Genomic DNA, 21,952 nt, shown 5'->3' with positions numbered 1-21,952 from the left:
GGACCCTACCTGCGAGCAGGCGGGCTTGCCACTGGCACGGGGGACGGAGGGTGGGCTCAGCAGGCGCCGCCGGCGAATAGCTCCCACCTCCGGGAGGTTCACCCTGCTCACCTACTTTCCTGGAGACAACGGATGACGAAGACCCCTGCGGCCCGCCTGGCCGCCTGCTTGCTGACCCTGGGACTTGCGGCCTGCGGAGGAGGCGGCGGGGAAGCGCCCTCCGGCGAGGCGCAGACCGGGACCGGCGCGGGCGGGACGGGCAGCACGGTCGCGGCCGGTCAGCCCATCCCGCTCGGCGTGCAGTCCGTGGAGGACACCCCCGTGGCCCGCCTGCCCAACCACCCGGGCCACACGCCCATCGCGCAGCCCTCGCCCCAGCCCGGTGCCGTGGGCCAGGGGCTCAGCCTGCCGAAGAAGATCCAGTACGCGCACACCTTCGTGGTGAGCCCCAAGGGGGACGACAGCGCGGCGGGCTCCGAGGCAGCGCCGTTTCGCACCATCGCCAAGGGCGTGAGCGCCGCGGGTCCCGGAGACCTCGTGCGTGTGCTGGCCGGCACCTACGACGAGCGCGTGGCGCTGACCAAGGCGGGCACCGCGGACGCCCCCATCACGCTGCAGGGGGAGGGCTCTCCGCGCCTCACGCCGGGCCCCGGCAGCGGCGCGGTGGTGAAGGTGCAGGCCCCCAACTGGATCGTGGACGGCCTCGAGATCGACTGCCAGGGCCAGGGCGTCTTCGCCGTCACCTTCGAGGGTGACGTGCGCGGCTCGGTGCTCGCCAACAGCGAGCTGCACGGCGGCACGCTGGGCGGCGGCATCACCACCTTCAACGACGCGCGCGGCGCCACCGTCGAGAACAACCACATCCACGACTTCCAGCGCACCGGCGGCAACGGCGACTCGCACGGCATGGTGATTCAGTCCACGAGCAAGGACATCACCGTGCGCAACAACGACATCCACGACAACTCGGGCGACTCGGTGCAGTGCCTCGGGCCCGAGGGGTTCAGCAACCTGCCTCCCGCCGACGGCGTCCTCATCGAGAACAACCACCTCTACGACAACCGCGAGAACGCGGTGGACATCAAGACCTGCAAGAACGTGGTGGTGCGCAACAACCGCATGCACGGCTTCAAGGTCTCCACCACCTCGAAGGGCGAGGCCGTGGTGGTGCACATGTCCGCGAGCACCGTGACGGTGGAGAACAACGACATCTCCGAGGCCGCGAAGGGCATCTCGGTGGGCGGAAACCACGACGGCCCCGTGCCCTCCGGCGTGGTGCTGCGCCGCAACCGCATCCACGCCATCAGCAAGGCCAACGGCGGCGACGGCAGCGGCATCCGCCTCGAGAACTCGGACGGCACCCAGGTGCTCAACAACACCGTGACGGACATCGAAGGCGCCGCGCTCGTGCTCGGCCACGGCACCGGCGGGCCCACGAGCAACCTCACCGTCGAGAACAACATCCTGGACGGCGCCACGGACGTGGACCTCGGCGGCGAGGCGCCGGGCCTGAAGCTCGTCACCAACCTCTACGGCGGTGCGGGCCGCTTCATCACGGGCGGCAGCAACAGCGCTCCCGTGGACCTGGAGGCCTTCCGCGCCAAGTCCGGCGACAAGGGCTCCACCGTGGGCCGCCCCGGCGTGGACACCACGACCTACGCCCCGGGCTCGGACGCGGTGGACAAGGGCACGGACGTGAAGCTGCCCTTCTGCGGCAGGGGGCCGGACATCGGCGCGGTCGAAGTGGGCTGCTGACCCAGACGGCAGAAAAAGCGAAGGCCCGGCGCGAGGTTGACTCGCACCGGGCCTTTGAAGTCTCGAGAGGCGCCACCCGGATTCGAACCGGGGAATGAAGGTTTTGCAGACCTTTGCCTTACCACTTGGCTATGGCGCCGCGAGACGGGGCTTATAAGGGCCTGCGCCGGACCGGTCAAGGAGGGCGTGCAGCGCGCTAGCATCCGCCGCGAGCCGCCCCCGCGCCCTTCGAGCGGACCGCGAGCGGCCGGGGAGGGCAGGCACATGCTGCACGGCTATGGGCTGTACGCAGAGGAGCACGAGGCCTTCCGGAGCACGGTGCGCAGCGTGGTGCAGAAGGAGCTGCGCCCGCACGCCGCCGAGTGGGAGCAGCAGGAGGAGTTCCCGCGCGCGCTCTTCCGGCGCTTCGGCGAGCTCGGCTTCCTCGGGCTCAAGTACCCCGAGGCCTACGGCGGCAGCGCCACGGAGGGGCAGAGCGGCGAGCTCTTCGAGGCCGTGCTGCTCGAGGAGCTGGGCCGCTGCGGCTCGGGCGGCGTGGCGGCGGGGCTCGGCGCGCAGTTCACCATCGCCACCGGACCCCTGCACAAGTTCGGCACGGACGCGCAGAAGCGGCGCTTCCTCGCGCCGGCCATCCGCGGCGAGCGCATCGGGGCGCTCGGCGTCACCGAGCCGGACGCGGGCTCGGACGTCGCCTCGCTGCGCACCACTGCGCGGAGGGACGGCAGCCACTACGTCGTCAACGGCGCGAAGCTCTACATCACCAACGGCGTGCGCGCGGACTTCGTCGTGCTCGCGGTGAAGACGGACCCCGCCGCGGGACGGCGCGGCCTGTCCCTGCTCGTGGTGGAGCGCGGGACGCCGGGCTTCAGCGTGGGGCGCAAGCTGCAGAAGCTCGGCTGGCGCAGCTCGGACACCGCGGAGCTCGTGTTCGAGGACTGCCGCGTGCCGGCCGAGAACCTGCTGGGGCAGGAGGGCGAGGGCTTCGCGCAGATCATGGGCAACTTCCAGTGGGAGCGCCTCAGCCTCGCGCTCGGTGCGCTCGGCGCCATGGACGACATGCTGGACACGGTGCTCGAGCACGTGCGGCAGCGGCGCGCCTTCGGCCAGCCGCTCGCGGGCTTCCAGGTGGTGCGCCACCGGCTCGCGGAGCTCGCCACCGCGCGCGAGTGCGCGCGCCAGCTCACCTACCACGCGCTGCGCCTGCACGTGGGCGGCGAGTACGCCATCGCCCAGACCTCCATGGCCAAGAAGGTGGCCACCGAGACGGCCTGCCAGGTCGCGGACGCGTGCCTGCAGCTGCACGGCGGCGCAGGCTACATGATGGAGTACGACATCCAGCGGCACTGGCGCGACGCGCGCCTGGGCCCCATCGGCGGCGGCACCAGCGAGGTGATGAACGAAATCATCGCCAAGCAGCTCGGGCTCTGATCGCCAGCGGACACCGGGTAGCAGGCGAGCAGGCGGGGGGCGGGAAGCGCTGAGGCACACTCCGGGTTGTCGGGTCGAAGGTAGACCGGGCCGGAGGTCACCGCGTGGAGCTGCTCATCTCCTGCAGCGAGCTGTTCGAGCGACTGGGTGACGACGACGTGCTCGTGCTGGATGTGCGCTCCGGCGCGGACTGGGAGCGCCTGCCCATGCACGTGCCGGGCGCCCTGCGGCTCGCCCCCGAGGAGCTGGCGGGGTCCCTCTCCATGCTCCCGGACGACGAGCTGATCGTGCTCTGTGGCACCGCGCCCGCCGAGCTCGACGCGCGCCGCGCCTCGCTGCTGCTGCGCCGCTCTGGCCGCACGGCCCGCGTGCTCGCGGGCGGCCTCCACGCCTGGATCCTGGGCGGACTGCCCACTGAGCGCCACGCCAGCACGCAGGATGCGGCCCACGGCCAGTCCGCGTGAGTTGTCTCCGGACGGCAGGTCCCCTCATTTTCGGGGGTGCCTCTGCGGGGGCGAAGCACTAGTGTGCGCCCACTTTTTTCGCAGTCCCAGGAGAGCGTTTCATGGCCTACGTCGTCGCCGAGCCTTGCATCAAGTGCAAGTACACCGACTGTGTCGAGGTCTGCCCCGTCAATTGCTTCTACGAAGGGGCGAACTTCCTCGTGATCCACCCGGACGAGTGCATCGACTGCGGTGCCTGCGAGCCGGTGTGCCCCACCAAGGCGATCTTCCCCGAGAGCGACCTCCCGGGTCAGTGGTCCGAGTACAAGGCCCTCAACGCGGAGTTCGCCCCCAAGTGGCCGAACATCGCGGAGAAGAAGGCGCCCCTGCCCGAGGCCGAGGAGTTCAAGGACAAGACCGACAAGCGCAAGCTCTTCGACCCGAACCCGGGCGCCTGAGCCGCAACGCAAAGCCGCACCGCCAGGCCCCGAGCGCACGTGCGCTCGGGGCCTGCGTCCTTCTCAGCAGGCCTCGAGCGAGCGCAACCGCAGCCCCCGCGCCTCGAGCGCCGCGCGCAGCTCCGTGAGCGCAGTCGGGGCAGGCGGGCCGTTGCGGCCCGTCAGCCGGAGTGCCACCTCGCGCGGGCCGGTGCGCTCCACCTCGACCGTCGCAGCGAGCGCGCCGCCCACGCTCAGCGCCATCGCCGGCCGCTGCGAGCGCACGAAGAGCTCGATGCGCTCGATGAGCGCCAGCGCGGCCTCGGCCCGCGCTTCCGGCGCGTCCTGCGCGTGCGCCTTGCGCGCACCGGCCCCGCCCACGGCGAGCCCCTCCGTGTCGCCCTCGGCGCCGAGCTCCGCCGGGGACTGCGCGCGCTCCGCGTGACGCGTCGGCTCGGGCAGGGGCGACGGCGCGGTCTCGCGCGTCAGCTCGCGGCGAAGCTCGCGCGAGATGAGCTCCGCCATCCGCTGCCCGTCGCGCTGCTCGCTGCGCCCGAGCCCCTCGGAGCGAACGTCCCCCAGGCGCTGCGCCTCGGCGTGCAGCCCGCTGCGCACGAGCCGCAGCCCCTCGGCGCTGCCCGGCCTCGCCGCGCGAAGGCCGCGCGCCCCGCGGCCGGCAGCGGCCGGGAGCACCAGGTGGCAGTGCAGGCCCGGGCGCACGCGGGGCGGTGCCACCGCGTGCAGGGTGCGCTGGAAGCTGCCGGGCGCCCGGGGGGGCGCGTCGGCAGGGGACTTCGAGTCGGAGGGGACACGCATCGGCTTGCTCCTGGAACGGTAGGACCTCCGCCCGCACGGAGCAGCCGGCGTGCCGGCCCCGCCTACCCGGGATGCGCGCTGCGGCCCGTCTCACCCCCGGGCCCCTGCCGTCCGGGAAGAGGGACGCCGGAGGCCTGCGCAGGAGGGTGCACGCCCAGCACCAGCAGCGCTGCGGCAACCTCCAGCAGCGCAGCCACGCCGTAGAGCCGGTGGCCGCCGAGCCAGTCGTAGCCCGCGCCCGCGCTCACGTAGCCGAGCAGGCCGCCCAGGCCGAAGCTCACGGACACGAACAGCGTCTGGCCGGAGGCGCGCAGCGCCGGCGGCGAGCGCTCCGCCATGAAGGCCACGCTGGCGACGTAGAACGCGCCGAAGGTCATCCCGTGCAGGAGCGACAGCGCGACGATCGCCACGGGCGAGCGCGTCGCCGCCATCCCTGCCCAGCGCACGGCGCTCGCGGCGAAGGCGAGGAAGAGCAGGTGGCGCGGAGCGAGCCGCCGCGCGAGCTGCGGATGCAGCAGCATCACCCCCACCTCCGCCGCCACCCCCAACCCGGAGGACAGGCCCACCACCGCGGGCCGCAGCCCGAGCGCCTCGACGTGCAGCGAGAGCAGGCCGTTGTACGGCGCGCAGGCGAGCCAGTGCAGACAGGTGGCCCCGAGCAGCAGCCGCACGTCGCGGGGTGCGAGCAGCCGCAGCCCCGCGAGCGGAGTGACGGCCGCGCCCGGGGCACTCGGCGCGCGGATGCGCAGGCTCCAGAGCGCGTACGCGGCCACGAGCCCCAGCGGGATGGCGACCGCCGAGCGGTCCGGGCGCACGGTGGCGAGCCCGAAGGCCGTGGTGCTCAGCACGAAGCCCACCGAGCCGAAGAGCCGCAGGCGCGCGTAGCTGCCGCCCACGTGGGCCACCCGGTGCAGGGTGAGCGCGTCGGCGAGCGCGGTCACCGAGGAGACGAACAGCGCGTAGGTCGCCAGCACGAGCAGCAGGGTGGCGAAGCGCGTGGCGAAGAGCAGCGGCGCGAAGGCGAGGCAGGCGCAGGTGGCGAGCAGGGTGAGCACGCGGTCCGGCCGCCCCGTGCGGTCCGCGAGGTGGCCCCACAGCGGCGGCATCAGCAGGGACATGAGAGGGCCCAGCGCGAGCAGCAGCCCCACCTGCGTCGCGCTGAGGGAGAGGGAGGCGAGGTAGGCGGGCAGGAAGGGCTGGGTGATGCCCAGCGCTGCGAAGTACAGGAAGTAGAAGCCTGCGAGCGCGCTGCGCCCGGCAACCTGCGGGGGCGCCGTCATGGGGCCGGCCCCTTAGCACGGGCCCCTCGATTGTGCCTGTCGGCAACCGTCGCTTTTGTGTACGGTGCCGCGCGCATGTCGACTCCGGATACCCCCCAGCCGGTCACCCTCGCCGAGGTCAAGAACGAGGCGGATCTGATCCAGGCGCTCGCCATTCGCGAGGTCGTCTTCATCGAGGAGCAGCACGTCCCGGAGGGCATCGAGCGCGATGCAGAGGACGCGCGCGCCTACCACGTCCTCGCGTTCCAGGGCGGGCACGCCATCGGCACGGGGCGATTGGTGATGATGGCCGCGCCCCCGCCCGGCGAGACCGGCGGCCGCTGGGCGCAGGTGGGCCGCATGGCCGTGCTGCAGTCGCACCGCAAGGCCCGCGTGGGCTCGCTGCTGCTCACCCAGCTGGAGGACGAGGCGCGCCGCCGCCAGGTGACGGGCATCCTGCTGCACGCGCAGCTGTACGCGCTCGAGTTCTACAAGAAGAAGGGCTACGAGCCGCTCGGCCCGGTCTTCCAGGAGGCCGGCATCGAGCACCTCGAGATGCGCAAGCGCCTCTGAGCGCTGGCGCTCCCCGCGTCAGCGGCGCGGCGGCCTCGGAGGAGGCGGCTGCGCGTGGCGCGGGTCCTCCGGCCAGCTGTGGCGCGGGTACTTGCGGCACAGCTCCTTGCGGATGGCCGGGTAGTGGCGCTCCCAGAAGCCCGCCAGGTCCGTGGTCACCTGCACGGCGCGCATGTTGGGCGCGAGCAGGTGCAGCACCAGCGGCACCCGGCCCGCGCACACGCTGGGGCCCTGCGCGAGGCCGAAGAAGTCCTGCAGGCGCGACTCCACCCAGGGCGGCTTGCCCTGCTCGTAGTGCACCTTCACGCCGCGCCCGCCCGGCAGCGTCACGCGCTCCGGCACGTGGTTCGCGAGCAGCCGCGCCTGCTCCGACGTGAGCCGCGCCTGCAGCGCGTCGATGAGGCTCACCCCCTCGAGGTCCGCGAAGCTGCGCGCGCCCACGCACAAGGAGGCGAGCGCGTCGCGGACGAAGGCCGCGTCCACGCTGGGAAAGCCCGCCTCGGGGAAGGCGCTCGCGAGCAGCCCCACGCGGGTGCGCCACTGCTCGAGCGCCTCCGCGCTCGCGAAGCGCTCGGGGCCCGCCGCGAGCGCCGCGTCCACCAGCACCCGCGCCGCCTCCTCGGACGGGGGCGCCACGGTGCGCGTCTCCTCGAGCACGAGGTTGCCGTAGGCCAGCCGCGTCACGCGCTCCACGCGCCGCGCGTCCGCGTTCCACTGCAGCGCGTCCAGCTCCTCGAGCGCCTCGGGGTAGAGGTCCAGCAGCCACTCGGGCTCCACCGCGCTCGCGAGCCGCACCACCGCGCCCTTGCCCGCGCGCTCCTCGGCGTCCACGGCCACCATCAGCTCGGGCTCGTGCACCACGCTCAGCTCGGAGAGCGTCGCGGTGCCGCCGCCGAAGAGCAGCAGCTCGGGCGCGCGGGGACGGCGCCGGCGCGCGACCCGGTCCGGATAGCCCGCGAGCGCGCTCAGCATCAGCGCCTCCTCGAGCGCCTCGGCGCGCTCGGGGCGGCGCCCCTGCTCCCGCACGGCGCGCCGCAGCTGCCGCTGCACGCGGTCCACCGCCTGCACTGCCGCGGGCTCCAGCGAGAGCCCCTGCAGGCGGCCCGGAGAGAAGCCCGCGCGCTCGGCCTCGCGGAAGCGCTCGAGCAGCTCGAGCAGGTCCGAGGGGCCGCTCACCACCGAGCCTGCCGCGCTGCCGCGCCCCTGGGGGCCGAAGCCCGCGCGCGCCTCGCGGCGGATGTCGCGCTCGCCCAGCAGCGCCGCGAGCACCGCCGCGTCCGCTCCCACGCCGCGCTTCTCACCCTCCGCGATGATGCGCGCCTGGCGCGGGTGCACGGGGAAGCGCAGCAGCCGCTCGCCCACGGGCGTCACGGCCCCTGCCGCGTCCACCGCGCCCAGGCGCCGCAGCAGCGTCTCGGCGGCTTCCAGCGACGCCGCGGGCGGCGACTCGAAGAAGGGGAAGGTGGCGAGGTCACGCACCCCCGAGGCGCGCAGTGCGAGCACGGTCTCGGTGAGATCCATGCGGCGGATCTCCGGCGCCTCCTGCTCGGGCCGCCCGTCGAAGTCGTGCTGCGTGTACAGGCGCAGGCAGTGGCCCGCGCGCGTGCGGCCCGCACGGCCTGCGCGCTGCGTGGCCGAGGCGCGGCTCACCTTCGCGACCTTGAGCGCGGGCAGCCCCGACCAGGGCGAGTGGGACGCCGTGCGGGCGAGCCCGCTGTCGATCACCGCCGCCACGCCGTCGATGGTGACCGACGTCTCGGCCACGTTGGTGGAGAGGATGAGCTTGCGGCGGCTGCTGCGGCGCACCGCGCGATCCTGCTCGGCGGGGGAGAGGTCGCCGTGCAGCGGGAGCACGTCCATGCCGTGGCGCTCGGCGAACTCCGCGCAGGCCTCCTTCGCGCGGCGGATCTCCCCGGCCCCCGGCAGGAAGACGAGCAGGTCTCCCTCCACGCCCGCGGCCACCAGGCGCTTCACCGCGGAGAGCACCTGCGCGTCGAGGTAGCGCTCGTCGGGCGAGGGCAGGTACTCGAGCGTCACCTCGAAGCGCCGGCCCTCGGAGCGCAGGGTGGGGCAGCCGCCCAGGTAGCTGCTGATGGGGCCCGCCTCCAGGGTCGCGGACATCACGACCAGCTTGAGGTCCGGGCGCGCGCCCTGCTGCAGGCGCGCGAGCTGCGCGAGCGAGATGTCCGCCGAGAGGTGGCGCTCGTGGAACTCGTCCAGCACCACCACGCCCACGTCGCGCAGCGTCGGATCGCCCAGCAGCCTGCGCCCGAGCACGCCCTCGGTGACGAAGGACAGGCGCGTCTTGCTGCTGCGCACGTCCTCGAAGCGCACCTGGTAGCCCACGGTCTCGCCCACGCGCTCGCCGAGCTCCTCGGCCACGCGCTGCGCGGCGAGCCGGGTGGCGAGGCGCCGCGGCTGCAGCACCACGATCTCCTTGCCGCCGCCCAGGCCCGCCTCCAGCAGCGCACGCGGAACGCGGGTGGTCTTTCCGGCGCCCGGGGGCGCCTCCAGCACGAGCGCCTGCGCACGCTTCAGCGTGGAGACGATCTCGGGCAGCAGCGGATCGATGGGGAGCGCGACCTCGGCCATGGCGTGCGGAGTCAGTCTCCGGCCCCCTCGGCAGGCTTGGCGGCCTTCTTCCGGCGGCGCGCGGCCTTGGGCGTCGGCGCGGCCTCCTCCTCGACGGGGGCAGACGGCTCGGGCACGGGCTCGGATACCGGCTCGGCCACGGCCTCCGCCTCGGCCGCGCTCGCGGCGCCGCCTTCTTCCTCGGGGGGCTCGTGACCCTCCTCGAGCGGGGGCTCGCCCTGTGCCTCCGCGGCGGCATCTTCCCCGACCGCGGCCCCGGCCTCGACGTCATCCGCGTGGACCGCGTCGAGCTCGAGCGGCCCGCCGCCGCGGCCCGGGCGGCGCTTGGGCTTGATGCCGAGCCCGGAGGCGTCGAAGGCGTCGCGCACGGGAGTGAGGGCCGCTTCCGCGAGCAGGCGCGCCTGGCGCACCGCGATGTCCAGGCGACGGCCCAGGGTGATCAGCCCCTCGCGCAGCGGCGCGGCCTCGTCCTCGGGCAGCGGCGCGGGGTTGTAGCAGGCGAGCCACTGCACGTAGGCCGCCGCCACCTGGTCGAGCACGGGCCGCACGAGCGCGAGCTCGTCCTGGGCGAGCAGGCGCGTCACGTACGAGGACTTCAGCCGGCGCTCGTACAGCGCCGCGTACTCGGTCACGGCCTCCCGGCTCGCGCGCCGCAGCTGGGGAAACTTCAGGTGGGGGAAGAGCGCGTCGATCACCGGCGAGCGGCTGCCCGCGCTGAAGGTGATGCCTGCATGCAGCTTCTCGAGCGCGTCCACCCAGACGTTGAGCAGCTCGGCGCCGAACTCCTCGCGCACCTCGTCCAGCTCGGGCAGGTCGCGCACGCGCTCGAGCATCCCCGGTGCCGGGATGCGCTCGAGCCGCACCAGCTCCAGCGCCGCGCCCATCCACTCCTTCTCGCGGACGAGGCCCCGCTTGCCGCTCAGCTGCTCCTCGGCACCTGCGAGCCGGGTCTCGAAGACCTCGGCGAAGCGGATGAGATCGTAGGCTTCCAGGCAGCTGAAGGACATGGCGTCCGCCCATACCACAGGGCGGCGCCGTCCCGGGGCCTCCGCTTTCAGCGCCCGTGCAGCAGGGCCTGCAGCGCGCCGGGCGCGGTGAAGTCGTCGAAGGCGAACTCGGCGCCGGCCGCCTGCAGCTCCTGCGCGCTGTAGCTGCCGGTGCCTACCCCGATGGTGGTCGCCCCGATGCCCTTGGCGGCCGCCACGTCCTTCGGCGTGTCCCCGATCACCACCACGCGGCAGGCCTCCAGCGGAGCGCCCAGCAACGCCGCGCCCGCGCGGGCCCCGTGGCGGATGAGCTCGGTGCGATCCTCGGCATCGCAGCCGAAGCCGCCGAAGCGGAACGGCTCGTAGAGCTGCACGCGCTCGAGCTTCACCTTCGCCCCGGGGCGCACGTTGCCCGTGCCCAGCCCCACGGCGAAGCCGCTGCGGGCGCTCGCCGCCTCCACGGCCTCGCGCATGCCCGGGTGCAGCACGTAGTCGCGGTCCTGCACCTTCGGGATCTCCTCGTGCAGGCCGGCGATGTACGCGGCGATGAGCGCGTCGATCGCGGGCTCGGTGGGCTGCACGCCGATGACCTCCAGCCCTTTGCGCACGATGGCCCGGTCGGTCATCCCGGACATCTTGAAGGAGTCGCAGGCGTCGCGGCGTCCGTGGAGGCGCTCGAAGGCGAGCTCCATGGCGCGGCGGCCCGCGCCCCCGGTGGTGACGAGGGTGCCATCGATGTCGAAGAGGAGGACGGTGGGTTGCATGCGGCGGCTTGCTTAACGGGCTTCGCGCCCGAAGGCGAGCCCCGCTGCCCGAACGCTGGGCGGGGAGGGCGGCAGGCTCCGGCCCGCTACGGCGCGCTCAAGGCTCCAGCCGGCTGAGGCTCTGCTGCAGGGCCTCGCGCACGCGCTCGGACTCCTCGGCCGCGAGACGCTCCTCCAGGGCGCTGCGCGCCGTGTCTCCACCCAGGCCGCCCAGCGCCCTCGCCGCGGCGGCGCGAACCTCGCCGTCGCGGTCCGAGAGCATCGGCGCGAGCACGGGCAGGGCCACGCGCCCGGCCTGCTGCCCCAGGGCGAGCGCGGCGGCGGCACGCACGGGCGGCGCGACGTGTGGGTCCTCCACGAGCGCGCGCAGGCGCACCTCGGCGCGGGGATCCTCGCAGCGCCCCAGTGCCTCCACGGCATCGAGCGGCAGCGGCACGCTGCTGCGGGGCTCCGCGAGCAGCGCGTCCACCGGAGCGCAGGCCGTGCTGCGGGCCGCGGAAGCGGGCGCAGGCGCAGCCACTGCGGAGGGCGACGTCGCGGGCGGAGCGGGGCGCGCGCAGGCGCTCCCTGGGAGGACGGCGGCGCCGAGCCACAGCAGCAGGCGGCTCAGCGCGAGGGGGCGGTGCATGGCTGCGCGGCTCGGGCCCATCGGATCCTCCGGACGAGTGCGGCGCGCGCATCATGCCAGCGTTGCGCGGCGGCTCGCAGTGGGGCGGGCGCACCTGCAGCGCAGGCGGATTGTTGCACCGCGCGGACGCATGTAGGGTGGGGTGTATGGCTGGGCGCGTCTTCTTCTTCCTGCAGCACGCGACGTACGAGCCCGCGTTCCAGGCGGCCTCGATGGGCATCACTGCCGCGGCGATGGGGGACGAGGTCTACTTCGTCTTCGCCTTCGATGCGCTTCGCCAGCTCGTGCGAGGCAGCTTCGGGCTCCCGCACACCGAGAAGGAGATGGCGGAGAGCGCTCGCGCAGAGGGCCTCAACGTCCCGCCTCCCGCGCGCATGCTCGCGGAGGCGCGCAGCCTCGGCGCACGTCTCATCGCGTGCGACACCACGGTGCGCATCTGCGGCTTCGACCCCGCTGAGCTTACCTTGGAGCACACGCTCGACGAGGTGATGGGGCTCGCCTCGCTCTGGCGACTCACGAGCGGCGCGCGCACGCTCAGCCTGTAGCTTTGCAGACCCGCGGCTGCGCGCGCAGAACGCTGGCTCCGTGAGTGCTCGCAGAGGTATCCTCGCCGGGCTCTTATTTCGGGCCACGTCGAGGATGGGTGCTCCGTCCTGCCGGCCCCGTGAGGAACACGAACAACATGCGCGCCAAGCTGACCATCCTCAGCGCTCTTGCAGTGGGCATCGCCGCCGGTGCGATCGCGGGCTGCCAGACCTATGACTTCGAGCCGGTGAACCCGCTCGCGCTGGGCCAGACCACGGTGCTGAACAAGGTCGTCGCGAAGGGCGAGACCCCCAACATGATGATGCTCGTGGACACCTCGGGCTCCATGAACACGCCGGTGGCGTGCGGCTCCGGCACCTGCCCCACGCGGTGGCAGGAACTGCAGGGCGCAATGAAGACCTTCCTCACCGGCAGCGGGACGGTGGCGCGTCTCGGGCTCACGACCTTCCCGGACACGCAGGTCGGCAACCCCATCGGCCCTGCGTGCACCGCCTCGAGCAAGGTCGACAAGGATCTGCCCGCGCCCGGAACCGACGAAACGGCCGTGCAGCTGCAGGCGCGTGCCAACGAGATCAACGCGATCCTCCAGAAGATCAACTCGGGCCAGTCCGGCGCGGAGATCGTGGTGGGCGGGACCCCGACGAGCGTCAGCCTCCAGTTCGTGGGCGGCCTGCCCGCGCTCCAGGATCCGGACCGCGAGAACCTCGTGCTGCTGCTGACGGACGGTCTGCCCAACTGCAATCCGAACAACCCCGCCAGTGGCATCACGGATCCGGCTGCCTGCCGATGCACGCTGGGCACCAATGCTTGCAACGACGCGGAGTCCGAGCGCCTGGGCTGCCTCGACAAGGACGTGAGTGTGCAGCGCGTGGAGGAGCTGGCCAGCCGCGGCATTCGCACGATCGTGATCGGCTTCGGAGCGGAGACGACCTCGGGCACGGCGGTGGAGGTGCTCAACGCAATGGCCGAGAAGGGAGGCTTCGCTCGTCCGTGCGCGCCCGGTCAGGCCACCTGCACGAAGTTCTATCCGGCGTCGAACCAGCAGGAGCTCGCCGCGCAGCTGGCGGCCATCTCGGGGCTGCTGCCCGGAAACCCCTGCCTCGTGCCGCTGACCACCGAGCAGCTGCCCAGCGACGACAAGCTGCTCGTCGTGAAGCTCACTGCGGACGGTGTCACCCGCACGGCCGAGCAGGGCACGGACTACCAGCTGAATCGCACCGGCGACAAGCAGGGCGTGGAGATGATCGGCGCCACCTGCGAGCGCATCAAGCAGTCCACCCCGCGCGATCCCGTGACGCTCGAGGTCTTCGCCGTCCAGCCGAAGTAGGCGAGCGGCGCGCCAGGCAGGCGCGTGCTGCGCGCCTTTACGCAGACAGGGACGGGCACTAGGTTCGCAGCCCGTCCCCACTTCGTCTGGCGCCCATGAAGATCACGCTCCTCTCGCGCTCCGCCTCCATCCCGTCCACCAAGCGCCTCATCGAGGCGGCGCGCGCGCGCGGGCACAAGGCGCGCGTGCTCAACCCGGTGCGCGTGGAGATGCACCTCGACGGACGCAGCGCGAACCTCTACTACCAGCGCAAGAAGCTCTCGCCCTGCGACGTGGTCATCCCGCGCATCGCGCAGAGCATCAGCAACTACGGCCTCGCGGTGGTGAACCAGTTCGCGATGCGGGGCATCCCCATCGTCAACAGCGCCCAGGCCATCGCCCAGTCGCGCAACAAGATGCGCACGCTGCAGCTGCTCTCGGCGCACGGCATCGACATCCCGGCCACCGTGATGGCGCGCGACGCCGGAGACCTGAAGGAGATGGTGGGGCTGGTGGGCGGCGTGCCCGTGCTCGTGAAGCTGCTGCAGGGGCAGGAGAAGCACGGCGTGATGGTGTGCGAGAGCCTCCAGTCGCTCGAGGCAGCGCTCGAGGCCATCCTCGGCCTCGGCCACAACCTGGTGGTCCAGCAGTACGTGAAGAAGACGGGGCACGATCTGCGCGTGCTCGTCATCGGGGGCAAGGCCGTGGCGGGCGTGCGCCGGCGCCCCCGCGTGGGCCGCCTCTCCGCCACCCTCAACCGCGGCGCGCGCCTGGAGGGCATTGCGCTGTCGCCCTCCCAGCGCGAGGCCGCCGAGGGGGCGGCGCGCCTGGTGGGCCTCGACGTCGCCGCCGTGGACCTCCTGGACGTGCAGGGCGCCCCCAAGGTCTTCGAGGTCAACAGCTCGCCGGCCCTCCCGGAGATGGAGGCGGCGACGGGCATGGACCTCGCCGGTCTCATCGTCGAGCGCGCCGAGCAGCTGGTGCGCGAGGCGCCGCCGCGCGCGCCCCGCCGCGAGCGCGCGGCCTCCAGCGCCCCGGCTGCCAAGCGCGGGCGTCGCACGCCCAAGGCCTCTGCCGGAGGGCTGTGAGGCGAAAGTCCGTCCGTGCGTCGGGGCAGGGCAGTGATAGAAGCGAGCGGTCCCGTCCAGGAGTCGTCTCCCATGCCCCTGCGCCCCGCGCTCGCCCCTCTGCTCGTGCTCGCCCTGCTGGCCCCGCTGCGCGCGGTGGCCGGGGAGCCTGCGGCGGCGCCCGGGTCGCGCTTCGAGCTGAGCACCGAGGGCAGCTCGCTGCGGCTGCGCGCCGGTGAGCGCGGCGTCTTCGTCCTCACGGTGAAGACGCGCGGCGGCGCGCACGTGTCCGACGAGGCTCCGCTCAAGCTCCTGCTGCAGAGCGCCCAGCTCACGCCGGCGAAGACCCGGCTGGGGCAGGCGGACTCGGTCGCCCGGAAGCAGCCGGGAGAGGCCTACGTCGACCCGCGCTTCGAGGTCGCCTTCACGGCGCCGCGCCCGGGCCGCGCCTCCCTGGACGCCCAGCTCACCTTCTTCCTGTGCATGGAGGAGCGCTGCGAGCGCATGGAGCGCAGCGTGTCCCTTCCCGTCGAGGTCCTGTAGCCCGTGTCCAGAGAGCGAACCCCGCAGCATCCGCAGCGTCGTGAGGGACGGGAGGGCCGCCGCTCCCAGGGCGAGCAGCGCCTCGTCTACGGAGTGAACCCCGTGCTGGAGGCCCTGCGGGCGCACCCGGATGCGGTGGAGCGCCTCTACACCTCCGAGGGGCAGCTGGCCGGCCGCGCGGGCGCGGAGCTGCTGGGACTCGCGCGCGAGGCGGGCGTGCGGGTGGAGAGCGTGGCGCGCGAGCGCCTCGCCCAGCTCGCCGACGGTGGCGTCCACCAGGGCGTGGTCGCGGAGCTGCGCGCCTTCTCGTACAGCGAGCTCTCGGACCTCATCGAGCGCGCCCAGGCGAGCGGGCGGCCGCCGCTCTTCGTCGTCCTGGACGGCATCCAGGACCCGCACAACCTCGGCGCCATCATCCGCTCGGCGCACGCGCTGGGCGCCCACGGCGTGGTCATCCCCAAGGACCGGGCGGTGCAGGTGACCGGCACGGTGGCCAAGGCCTCGGCCGGTGCGGTGGAGTACTGCCCCGTGGCCCAGGTGGTGAACCTGTCGCGCGCGCTCGAGGAGCTGAAGGCCGCAGGCATCTGGATCGCCGCCGCCGACCCCGGCTCCCAGGAGCCCCTGTGGCGCGCCCGCCTGGACGGCCCCATGGCCATCGTCGTGGGCGCCGAGGGGGCAGGCGTGCGCGAGGGCGTCCTCAAGCACTGCGACTTCCGCCTGCAGATTCCGATGATCGGCCGCGTGGGCTCACTCAACGCGTCCGTCTCCGCAGCGGTTCTGCTATACGAGTGCGCCCGCCAGCGGGCCGCGCCTGCCGCCGGGGGAAAGTAGGGCGGCGGCGGATCAAAGCGCTTGACTTACATCGTCGGCTGCTCGTACAAAGCGCCCGCTTTTACGGACCGGAACGGTGGCTGCGGGCGCCTCCGGCGAGCAGGCGGGTGTAGGGGTAGGGAAGCAACCGGGATTCGCCGGTGTAGCTCAGTCGGTAGAGCAACTGATTTGTAATCAGTAGGTCGCGGGTTCAAATCCCGCCGCCGGCCAAGTGGGACGGGGCCGCGGATGAGGGCCCGAGGCAAAGAGAACGCAGCACGGTCGAAGGAGTTTTGATACGGAGGGGTGCCCGAGCGGCCAAAGGGAGCAGACTGTAAATCTGCCGGCTCTACGCCTTCGTTGGTTCGAATCCAACCCCCTCCATCGGTCCATGCGGGAATAGCTCAGTTGGTAGAGCGTCAGCCTTCCAAGCTGAATGTCGTGGGTTCGAATCCCATTTCCCGCTCCACCCGTTGTTTGGTTGCAAATAAGCCCTGATAGCTCAGTTGGCAGAGCGCATCCTTGGTAAGGATGAGGTCTCCAGTTCAATCCTGGATCAGGGCTCCATTTTTCGAGGAGCGTTATGAGCAAGGAGAAGTTCGATCGCAGCAAGCCCCACGTGAACATCGGGACGATTGGGCACGTGGACCACGGCAAGACGTCGCTGACGGCCGCCATCACGAAGGTGCTGGCGAAGACGGGCGGCGCGACGTTCCTCGCGTACGACCAGATTGACAAGGCGCCGGAGGAGCGCGAGCGCGGCATCACCATCTCCACCGCGCACGTGGAGTACCAGACGCAGAACCGGCACTACGCGCACGTGGACTGCCCGGGCCACGCCGACTACGTGAAGAACATGATTACGGGCGCGGCGCAGATGGACGGCGCCATCCTCGTGGTCTCGGCGGCCGATGGGCCCATGCCCCAGACGCGCGAGCACATCCTGCTCGCCCGCCAGGTGGGCGTGCCCTACATCGTCGTCTTCCTCAACAAGGTGGACATGCTGGATGACCCCGAGCTGCGCGAGCTCGTGGAGATGGAGGTGCGTGACCTCCTCAAGAAGTACGACTTCCCCGGTGACAGCATCCCCATCGTGCCCGGCAGCGCCCTCAAGGCGCTCGAGGGCGACACCTCGGACATCGGCGAGGGGGCCATCCTCAAGCTGATGGCGGCCGTGGACAGCTACATCCCCACGCCCCAGCGCGCGACGGACAAGCCCTTCCTCATGCCGGTGGAGGACGTGTTCAGCATCGCGGGCCGCGGCACGGTGTGCACGGGGCGCGTGGAGCGCGGCATCATCAAGGTGGGCGAGGAAGTCGAAATCGTCGGCCTCAAGCCCACGCAGAAGACCGTCGTCACGGGCGTGGAGATGTTCCGCAAGCTGCTGGACCAGGGCATGGCGGGCGACAACATCGGCGCGCTGGTGCGCGGCCTCAAGCGCGAGGACGTGGAGCGCGGCCAGGTGATGGCGAAGCCGGGCAGCATCACCCCGCACACGAAGTTCAAGGCGCAGATTTACGTGCTGACGAAGGAGGAGGGCGGCCGCCACACCCCCTTCTTCAAGGGCTACCGCCCCCAGTTCTACTTCCGCACCACCGACGTGACGGGCACCGTGAAGCTGCCGGAGAACGTCGAGATGGTGATGCCGGGCGACAACATCGCCATCGAGGTGGAGCTCATCACCCCCATCGCCATGGAGAAGGAGCTGCGCTTCGCCGTGCGCGAGGGCGGCCGCACCGTGGGCGCCGGCGTCGTGGCGGACATCATCGCGTAATTGGTGTAGTCTCGGTTTCAACAGGCACTTAGCGTGCCGAGGGGAGAGTCGGTCCGCCGGCTTTCCCCTCTTGCCTTCTGAAGAGTGACGTCATGCCCAAGGGTAATCGCACCATCATTTCGCTCGAGTGCACGGTGTGCAAGGAGCGGAACTACACCACGACCAAGAACAAGCGGAAGAGCCAGGACAAGCTCGAGCTGAACAAGTTCTGCCCTCGTGACCGCAAGCACACGCCGCACAAAGAAGGCAAGGTCTAGGCTTTAGGCCAGTAGCTCCAACGGTAGAGCAGCGGTCTCCAAATCCGCGTGTTGTGGGTTCGAATCCCTCCTGGCCTGCCAGTTTTTTCCGAGTGAGCGGGGACCCTCGGGGACGAAAGTGCCCCGAGGGTTCCTGCCTTTTCGCATTTCCGGTCTCGCAGCACCCGTGAGGAACGATGGCGACGGCAAGTGAAGCCAGCCAGCAGGCCAACCGCTCGGCGATGGATCCCAAGCGCCTGGTGGTCATTTTCTACCTGATTGCCGGCATCGTGCTGGCGCTGTTCCTCGAGCACGTCTTCGGTCTGCTGTGGGCCAAGGCGGGCTGGAACGACCGCGAGCTCATCGAGGGGCTCGGCTGGAACATCTCCACCTTCGTGGGCTTCGCCGTGGCGATCGCGCTCGTGGTGGCCGCGTTCGCGAACAAGCGCGTGCACGACCTCTCGGTGGACGTGGCCAGCGAGCTGATGCGCGTGAGCTGGCCCACCTGGAGCGAGACCCGCGCCTCCACCTTCGCGGTGGTCGTGGCCTCCCTCGTCGCCGCGGTGCTGCTCTTCTTCATCGACACCGTGGCCTACAAGCTCATGGTGGACTGGCTGCCGGCGGTGTGGGGGAAGCTGTAATGGCGATGAAATGGTACGTCGTCCACACCTACTCGAACTTCGAGAACCAGGCGAAGAAGAGCCTGGAGGAGAAGATCCGCCTCGAGGGGCTGCAGGATCAGTTCGGTGAGATCCTCATCCCCATGGAGCAGGTCGTGGAGATGGTGAAGGGGGAGAAGAAGACCTCCAAGCGCAAGTTCTTCCCGGGCTACATCTTCGTCCAGATGGACCTGAACGACCGCACCTGGCACCTGGTGAAGAACACCCCCAAGATCACCGGCTTCCCGGGCGCCGCGCAGAACGAGCAGCCCACGCCCATCTCCGACAAGGAGGTGAGCCGCCTCACCAGCCAGATCTCCGAGGGCGCCGTGAAGGCCAAGCCCAAGGTGCAGTTCGAGGACGGGGACACCGTGCGCGTGATCGACGGCCCCTTCGCGAACTTCAACGGCACCGTGGAAGAGGTCAACGCCGAGAAGGGCCGCGTGAAGGTGCTCGTGAGCATCTTCGGCCGCTCCACCCCTGTGGAGCTGGACTTCATGCAGGTGGAGAAGACCACCGGTTAAGCATTCCGAATCTCCCCGCGCGCTGAGCGCGGGAGCAACCCGGTGGGAGGGCCGTCGTCAGCGGCTCCGCTCGAACCACCGAATCGAAAGGCAGTCGCCATCCGATGAAGAAGGTCACAGGACAGGTCAAGCTGCAGATCCCGGCCGGCAAGGCCAACCCCGCCCCCCCGATCGGCCCCGCGCTCGGTCAGCAGGGCGTGAACATCATGGAGTTCTGCAAGCAGTTCAACGCGGCCACGCAGCAGCAGGCGAAGGAGAGCCTGATCATCCCGGTGATCATCACCGTGTATCAGGACCGCTCCTTCACCTTCATCCTGAAGACGCCGCCCGCGGCCGTCCTCATCAAGAAGGCCGCCGGTCTGCACACCGAGAAGAAGAAGGGCTCTGGCGCGAAGAAGCCGGGCAAGGAGAAGGTCGGGCAGATCACCCGCAAGCAGCTCGAGGAGATCGCCAAGACGAAGATGGGCGACACCACGGCCGCTTCGCTCGAGGCCGCGATGAACACCATCGCCGGCACCGCCCGCTCCATGGGGATCGACGTCGTCGCCTAAGGGTCGGCCGTCACCTACCTTCGAAAGGATTCTGAATCATGCCTAAGCCTGGAAAGAAGTTCGCCGCGGCCTCCGCCCTGGTCGACCGCAACAAGCGCTACACCATCACCGAGGGCTTCAAGACCCTCAAGGCGTCCGTCGACGCCCGCAAGACCAAGTTCGACCAGACGGTGAACGTGGCCATCAACCTGGGCGTGGACCCCAAGCACGCGGACCAGATGGTTCGCGGCGCGGTCGTCCTCCCCCACGGCACCGGCGCCACCGTGCGCGTGGCCGTGTTCGCCCGCGGCGAGAAGGCCACCGAGGCCGAGGCCGCCGGCGCCGACGTGGTCGGCGGCGACGAGCTCGCCAAGCGCATCGAGGGCGGCTTCCTCGACTTCGACACCGTCATCGCCACCCCGGACATGATGGGCGTGGTCGGCCGCCTCGGTAAGGTGCTCGGTCCCCGCGGCCTCATGCCCAACCCCAAGGTCGGCACCGTGACCGTGGACGTGCGCAAGGCCATCGGCGACGCCAAGGGCGGTAAGGTCGACTTCCGCGCCGAGAAGGCCGGCATCGTGCACGCGAAGATGGGCAAGAGCTCCTTCACCCAGGAGAAGCTCGAGGCCAACTTCAACGCGCTCGTGGACACGGTGATGAAGCTCAAGCCGGCCACCGCGAAGGGCGTGTACCTCAAGGGCCTCGCCATCAGCACCACCATGGGCCCCGGCATCAAGATCGACACCCAGGAAGTCCTCGCCCGCCACCGCTAAGGGGCGCGCGCGGGGCGCCTCCCGGGCGTCCGCAGCAGCCAGGCACGGGGGAGGGGGGCCAGTCCGGCAACCCTCCCACCCGTCGCCTGGCTGACTTTTTTTGCGAGAAAGTGCTGGATCTTTCGGAAGCCGGGCGGTATAGGCCGCCGGCTTCTGCAATTGGGGCGCCATGTCGATTCCGACCTGGCGCCTTGTCGTCCCTGGTCCCAGACAGCAGGGACCGAAGGTGGTGCACGTGCCTCCCGTTGGCAACCGGGCAACCGGTCGGGATCACGCAAGCCGCCCTCGGTTCAAACGGCGAAGTCGTGCCAGCCCTGCCGAGACTGGAGGTGCGGTGTGGTGCCCCACTTCGGGGTTCCTCTCTCGCTCTGCCGCTTTGGCCCAGGCATCAAGCCCACCGTCAGGTGGGTCAGGAGGAGGTGAGTCAAGGTGCTGAAGAGCGAGAAGGAAGAGCTCATCAAGGAGCTCAACGAGAAGTTCGCGAAGACCCGCACGGGTATCGTCGCCGAGTTCTCCAAGCTGAACGTGGAGACCGTCACCAAGCTCCGCAAGAAGCTGCGCGAGGGCAAGGTGGAGTACAAGGTCCTCAAGAACTCGCTGGCCAAGCGGGCCGCGAAGGGCACGCCGGTGGAGGTCATCTCCGGCGACTTCACGGGTCCCGTGGCGATGGTGCTGAGCTACGACGACGTCGTGGCCCCGGCGAAGATCCTCTCCGAGTTCATCAAGGACATGGAGACGATCAAGGTTCGGAGCGCCGTCGTCGAGGGCCGCAAGGTCAACGCCGAGGGCGTCAAGGCGCTGGCGAAGATGCCGGGCCTGCCCGAGCTGCGTGCCCAGATCCTGGGCATGCTGACCCAGCCGGCTGGCAAGCTGGTGCGGACCATTGCAGCCCCCGGTTCGCAGCTGGCGCGCGTCATCCAGGCGTACGCGGACAAGAAGTAATCGTTCCCAGAAGTTTTATATCACCCACCCAGGGGACTTTCCTGCCCAGAGGGCAGTGTCCCCGCTAGTAGGACAAAGAAGGACACAGTCACATGGCCGACCTGAACGCAATCATCGACCAGCTCTCGCAGCTCTCCGTCATGGAGGCCGCTGAGCTCGTGAAGCAGCTCGAGCAGAAGTGGGGCGTTTCCGCCGCCGCCGTGGCCGTTGCCGCGGGCCCCGCGGGCGGTGGCGCTGCCGCCGCTCCTGCCGAGGAGAAGACGGAGTTCAACGTGGTGCTCGCGAACGCCGGCGCCAACAAGATCAACGTCATCAAGGAGATCCGCGCGATCACCGGCCTGGGCCTGAAGGAGGCCAAGGACCTGGTCGAGGGCGCGCCCAAGACGGTGAAGGAGGGCGTCAACAAGGACGACGCCAAGAAGATGAAGGACCAGCTCACCGCGGCTGGCGCCACCGTCGAGATCAAGTAGCACCCCGCGGCAGGTGGGGGCCGGTTCGGGAAATCCCGGCCCCTCCCTGACCGGAAAGGCAGGCCGGCGCTCCCCGCAACGGGGGCGCCGG

The 21,952-nt window shown here is 71.0% G+C and carries 24 protein-coding genes and 6 tRNA genes; 23 read left to right on the top strand and 7 right to left on the bottom strand.

Going from position 1 to position 21,952, the window contains the following annotated elements; translation table 11 throughout:
• Positions 1 to 132: 132 nt before the first annotated feature.
• Positions 133 to 1,755 carry a nitrous oxide reductase family maturation protein NosD gene (locus FGE12_RS02275; RefSeq protein WP_153864525.1) on the top strand — a complete coding sequence of 541 codons (1,623 nt, stop codon included), beginning with the start codon at positions 133 to 135 and terminating at the stop codon, positions 1,753 to 1,755.
• Positions 1,756 to 1,822: 67 nt separating this feature from the next.
• Here FGE12_RS02275 and FGE12_RS02270 read toward each other — a convergent pair.
• A tRNA-Cys gene (locus tag FGE12_RS02270) sits at positions 1,823 to 1,894 on the bottom strand.
• 125 nt (positions 1,895 to 2,019) lie between these two features.
• Here FGE12_RS02270 and FGE12_RS02265 point away from each other — a divergent pair.
• The 3 genes from FGE12_RS02265 (at position 2,020) to fdxA (ending at position 4,084) form a co-directional block, all read left to right on the top strand.
• Positions 2,020 to 3,183 (top strand): acyl-CoA dehydrogenase family protein, encoded by a 1,164-nt coding sequence (locus tag FGE12_RS02265; protein WP_153864524.1) that lies wholly within the window; start codon positions 2,020 to 2,022, stop codon positions 3,181 to 3,183.
• 104 nt (positions 3,184 to 3,287) lie between these two features.
• Positions 3,288 to 3,647, top strand: a complete 360-nt coding sequence (locus FGE12_RS02260) for a rhodanese-like domain-containing protein (protein WP_194797482.1) — start codon at positions 3,288 to 3,290, stop codon at positions 3,645 to 3,647.
• A gap of 101 nt (positions 3,648 to 3,748) precedes the next feature.
• A complete protein-coding gene (gene fdxA, locus FGE12_RS02255; RefSeq protein ID WP_153864523.1) occupies positions 3,749 to 4,084 on the top strand; it encodes a ferredoxin FdxA in 336 nt (111 codons plus the stop codon).
• A 63-nt stretch (positions 4,085 to 4,147) separates the two neighbouring features.
• On the opposite strand, the gene FGE12_RS02250 is transcribed toward fdxA, so the two are convergent.
• Positions 4,148 to 4,879 (bottom strand): hypothetical protein, encoded by a 732-nt coding sequence (locus FGE12_RS02250; protein WP_153864522.1) that lies wholly within the window; start codon positions 4,877 to 4,879, stop codon positions 4,148 to 4,150.
• Positions 4,880 to 4,941: 62 nt separating this feature from the next.
• Positions 4,942 to 6,159 carry an MFS transporter gene (locus tag FGE12_RS02245; RefSeq protein ID WP_153864521.1) on the bottom strand — a complete coding sequence of 406 codons (1,218 nt, stop codon included), beginning with the start codon at positions 6,157 to 6,159 and terminating at the stop codon, positions 4,942 to 4,944.
• A 75-nt stretch (positions 6,160 to 6,234) separates the two neighbouring features.
• Between FGE12_RS02245 and FGE12_RS02240 the strand changes: the two genes are divergently transcribed.
• Complete coding sequence (locus FGE12_RS02240) at positions 6,235 to 6,711, top strand: GNAT family N-acetyltransferase (protein ID WP_153864520.1); 477 nt, start codon at positions 6,235 to 6,237, stop codon at positions 6,709 to 6,711.
• Positions 6,712 to 6,729: 18 nt separating this feature from the next.
• Here the strand turns inward: FGE12_RS02240 and hrpB are convergent, their stop codons facing one another.
• The 4 genes from hrpB to FGE12_RS02220 form a co-directional block, all read right to left on the bottom strand.
• Positions 6,730 to 9,303, bottom strand: a complete 2,574-nt coding sequence (gene hrpB, locus FGE12_RS02235; protein WP_153864519.1) for an ATP-dependent helicase HrpB — start codon at positions 9,301 to 9,303, stop codon at positions 6,730 to 6,732.
• A gap of 11 nt (positions 9,304 to 9,314) precedes the next feature.
• The gene (locus FGE12_RS02230) at positions 9,315 to 10,310 is read right to left on the bottom strand and encodes a hypothetical protein (RefSeq protein ID WP_153864518.1); all 996 of its coding nucleotides are present in this window, start codon (positions 10,308 to 10,310) and stop codon (positions 9,315 to 9,317) included.
• Between the two features lie 47 nt (positions 10,311 to 10,357).
• Positions 10,358 to 11,053 carry an HAD family hydrolase gene (locus FGE12_RS02225; protein WP_153864517.1) on the bottom strand — a complete coding sequence of 232 codons (696 nt, stop codon included), beginning with the start codon at positions 11,051 to 11,053 and terminating at the stop codon, positions 10,358 to 10,360.
• 97 nt (positions 11,054 to 11,150) lie between these two features.
• A complete protein-coding gene (locus FGE12_RS02220; protein ID WP_194797481.1) occupies positions 11,151 to 11,681 on the bottom strand; it encodes a HEAT repeat domain-containing protein in 531 nt (176 codons plus the stop codon).
• Between the two features lie 146 nt (positions 11,682 to 11,827).
• Between FGE12_RS02220 and FGE12_RS02215 the strand changes: the two genes are divergently transcribed.
• From FGE12_RS02215 to rplL, 18 genes are all read left to right on the top strand, one after another.
• Positions 11,828 to 12,226 (top strand): DsrE family protein, encoded by a 399-nt coding sequence (locus FGE12_RS02215; RefSeq protein ID WP_153864515.1) that lies wholly within the window; start codon positions 11,828 to 11,830, stop codon positions 12,224 to 12,226.
• Positions 12,227 to 12,363: 137 nt separating this feature from the next.
• On the top strand, positions 12,364 to 13,554 hold the full coding sequence (cglB, locus tag FGE12_RS02210) for an adventurous gliding motility lipoprotein CglB (RefSeq protein WP_153864514.1): 1,191 nt from the start codon (positions 12,364 to 12,366) through the stop codon (positions 13,552 to 13,554).
• Between the two features lie 95 nt (positions 13,555 to 13,649).
• Positions 13,650 to 14,621 (top strand): RimK family alpha-L-glutamate ligase, encoded by a 972-nt coding sequence (locus FGE12_RS02205; protein ID WP_153864513.1) that lies wholly within the window; start codon positions 13,650 to 13,652, stop codon positions 14,619 to 14,621.
• 72 nt (positions 14,622 to 14,693) lie between these two features.
• The gene (locus tag FGE12_RS02200; protein ID WP_153864512.1) at positions 14,694 to 15,143 is read left to right on the top strand and encodes a hypothetical protein; all 450 of its coding nucleotides are present in this window, start codon (positions 14,694 to 14,696) and stop codon (positions 15,141 to 15,143) included.
• Between the two features lie 3 nt (positions 15,144 to 15,146).
• The gene (rlmB, locus tag FGE12_RS02195; protein WP_194797480.1) at positions 15,147 to 15,974 is read left to right on the top strand and encodes a 23S rRNA (guanosine(2251)-2'-O)-methyltransferase RlmB; all 828 of its coding nucleotides are present in this window, start codon (positions 15,147 to 15,149) and stop codon (positions 15,972 to 15,974) included.
• A gap of 136 nt (positions 15,975 to 16,110) precedes the next feature.
• A tRNA-Thr gene (locus FGE12_RS02190) sits at positions 16,111 to 16,183 on the top strand.
• Between the two features lie 70 nt (positions 16,184 to 16,253).
• Positions 16,254 to 16,337: transfer RNA gene (locus FGE12_RS02185), tRNA-Tyr, on the top strand.
• 9 nt (positions 16,338 to 16,346) lie between these two features.
• Positions 16,347 to 16,422 (top strand) — tRNA-Gly (locus FGE12_RS02180).
• Positions 16,423 to 16,444: 22 nt separating this feature from the next.
• Positions 16,445 to 16,520 (top strand) — tRNA-Thr (locus tag FGE12_RS02175).
• 16 nt (positions 16,521 to 16,536) lie between these two features.
• The gene (gene tuf / locus FGE12_RS02170) at positions 16,537 to 17,727 is read left to right on the top strand and encodes an elongation factor Tu (protein WP_153864511.1); all 1,191 of its coding nucleotides are present in this window, start codon (positions 16,537 to 16,539) and stop codon (positions 17,725 to 17,727) included.
• A gap of 92 nt (positions 17,728 to 17,819) precedes the next feature.
• Positions 17,820 to 17,984: a 50S ribosomal protein L33 gene (gene rpmG, locus FGE12_RS02165; protein WP_153864510.1), complete on the top strand. Its 165-nt coding sequence runs from the start codon at positions 17,820 to 17,822 to the stop codon at positions 17,982 to 17,984.
• A gap of 5 nt (positions 17,985 to 17,989) precedes the next feature.
• Positions 17,990 to 18,065: transfer RNA gene (locus FGE12_RS02160), tRNA-Trp, on the top strand.
• Positions 18,066 to 18,160: 95 nt separating this feature from the next.
• Positions 18,161 to 18,604 carry a preprotein translocase subunit SecE gene (gene secE / locus FGE12_RS02155; RefSeq protein WP_153864509.1) on the top strand — a complete coding sequence of 148 codons (444 nt, stop codon included), beginning with the start codon at positions 18,161 to 18,163 and terminating at the stop codon, positions 18,602 to 18,604.
• Entirely contained in the window at positions 18,604 to 19,146 is a 543-nt protein-coding gene (gene nusG, locus FGE12_RS02150; RefSeq protein WP_153864508.1) for a transcription termination/antitermination protein NusG, read from the top strand. The genes secE and nusG overlap by 1 nt, the downstream gene beginning before the upstream one ends.
• Positions 19,147 to 19,250: 104 nt before the next feature.
• Complete coding sequence (gene rplK / locus FGE12_RS02145) at positions 19,251 to 19,697, top strand: 50S ribosomal protein L11 (RefSeq protein WP_153864507.1); 447 nt, start codon at positions 19,251 to 19,253, stop codon at positions 19,695 to 19,697.
• Positions 19,698 to 19,735: 38 nt separating this feature from the next.
• A complete protein-coding gene (gene rplA, locus FGE12_RS02140; protein WP_153864506.1) occupies positions 19,736 to 20,449 on the top strand; it encodes a 50S ribosomal protein L1 in 714 nt (237 codons plus the stop codon).
• A 429-nt stretch (positions 20,450 to 20,878) separates the two neighbouring features.
• Entirely contained in the window at positions 20,879 to 21,391 is a 513-nt protein-coding gene (rplJ, locus tag FGE12_RS02135) for a 50S ribosomal protein L10 (protein WP_194797479.1), read from the top strand.
• A gap of 92 nt (positions 21,392 to 21,483) precedes the next feature.
• A complete protein-coding gene (gene rplL, locus FGE12_RS02130) occupies positions 21,484 to 21,861 on the top strand; it encodes a 50S ribosomal protein L7/L12 (protein WP_153864505.1) in 378 nt (125 codons plus the stop codon).
• The last annotated feature ends 91 nt before the right edge of the window (positions 21,862 to 21,952 follow it).

The organism is Aggregicoccus sp. 17bor-14 (genome assembly GCF_009659535.1).
Lineage (GTDB): Bacteria > Myxococcota > Myxococcia > Myxococcales > Myxococcaceae > Aggregicoccus.
This window is presented reverse-complemented; position numbering and strand designations above follow the sequence as displayed.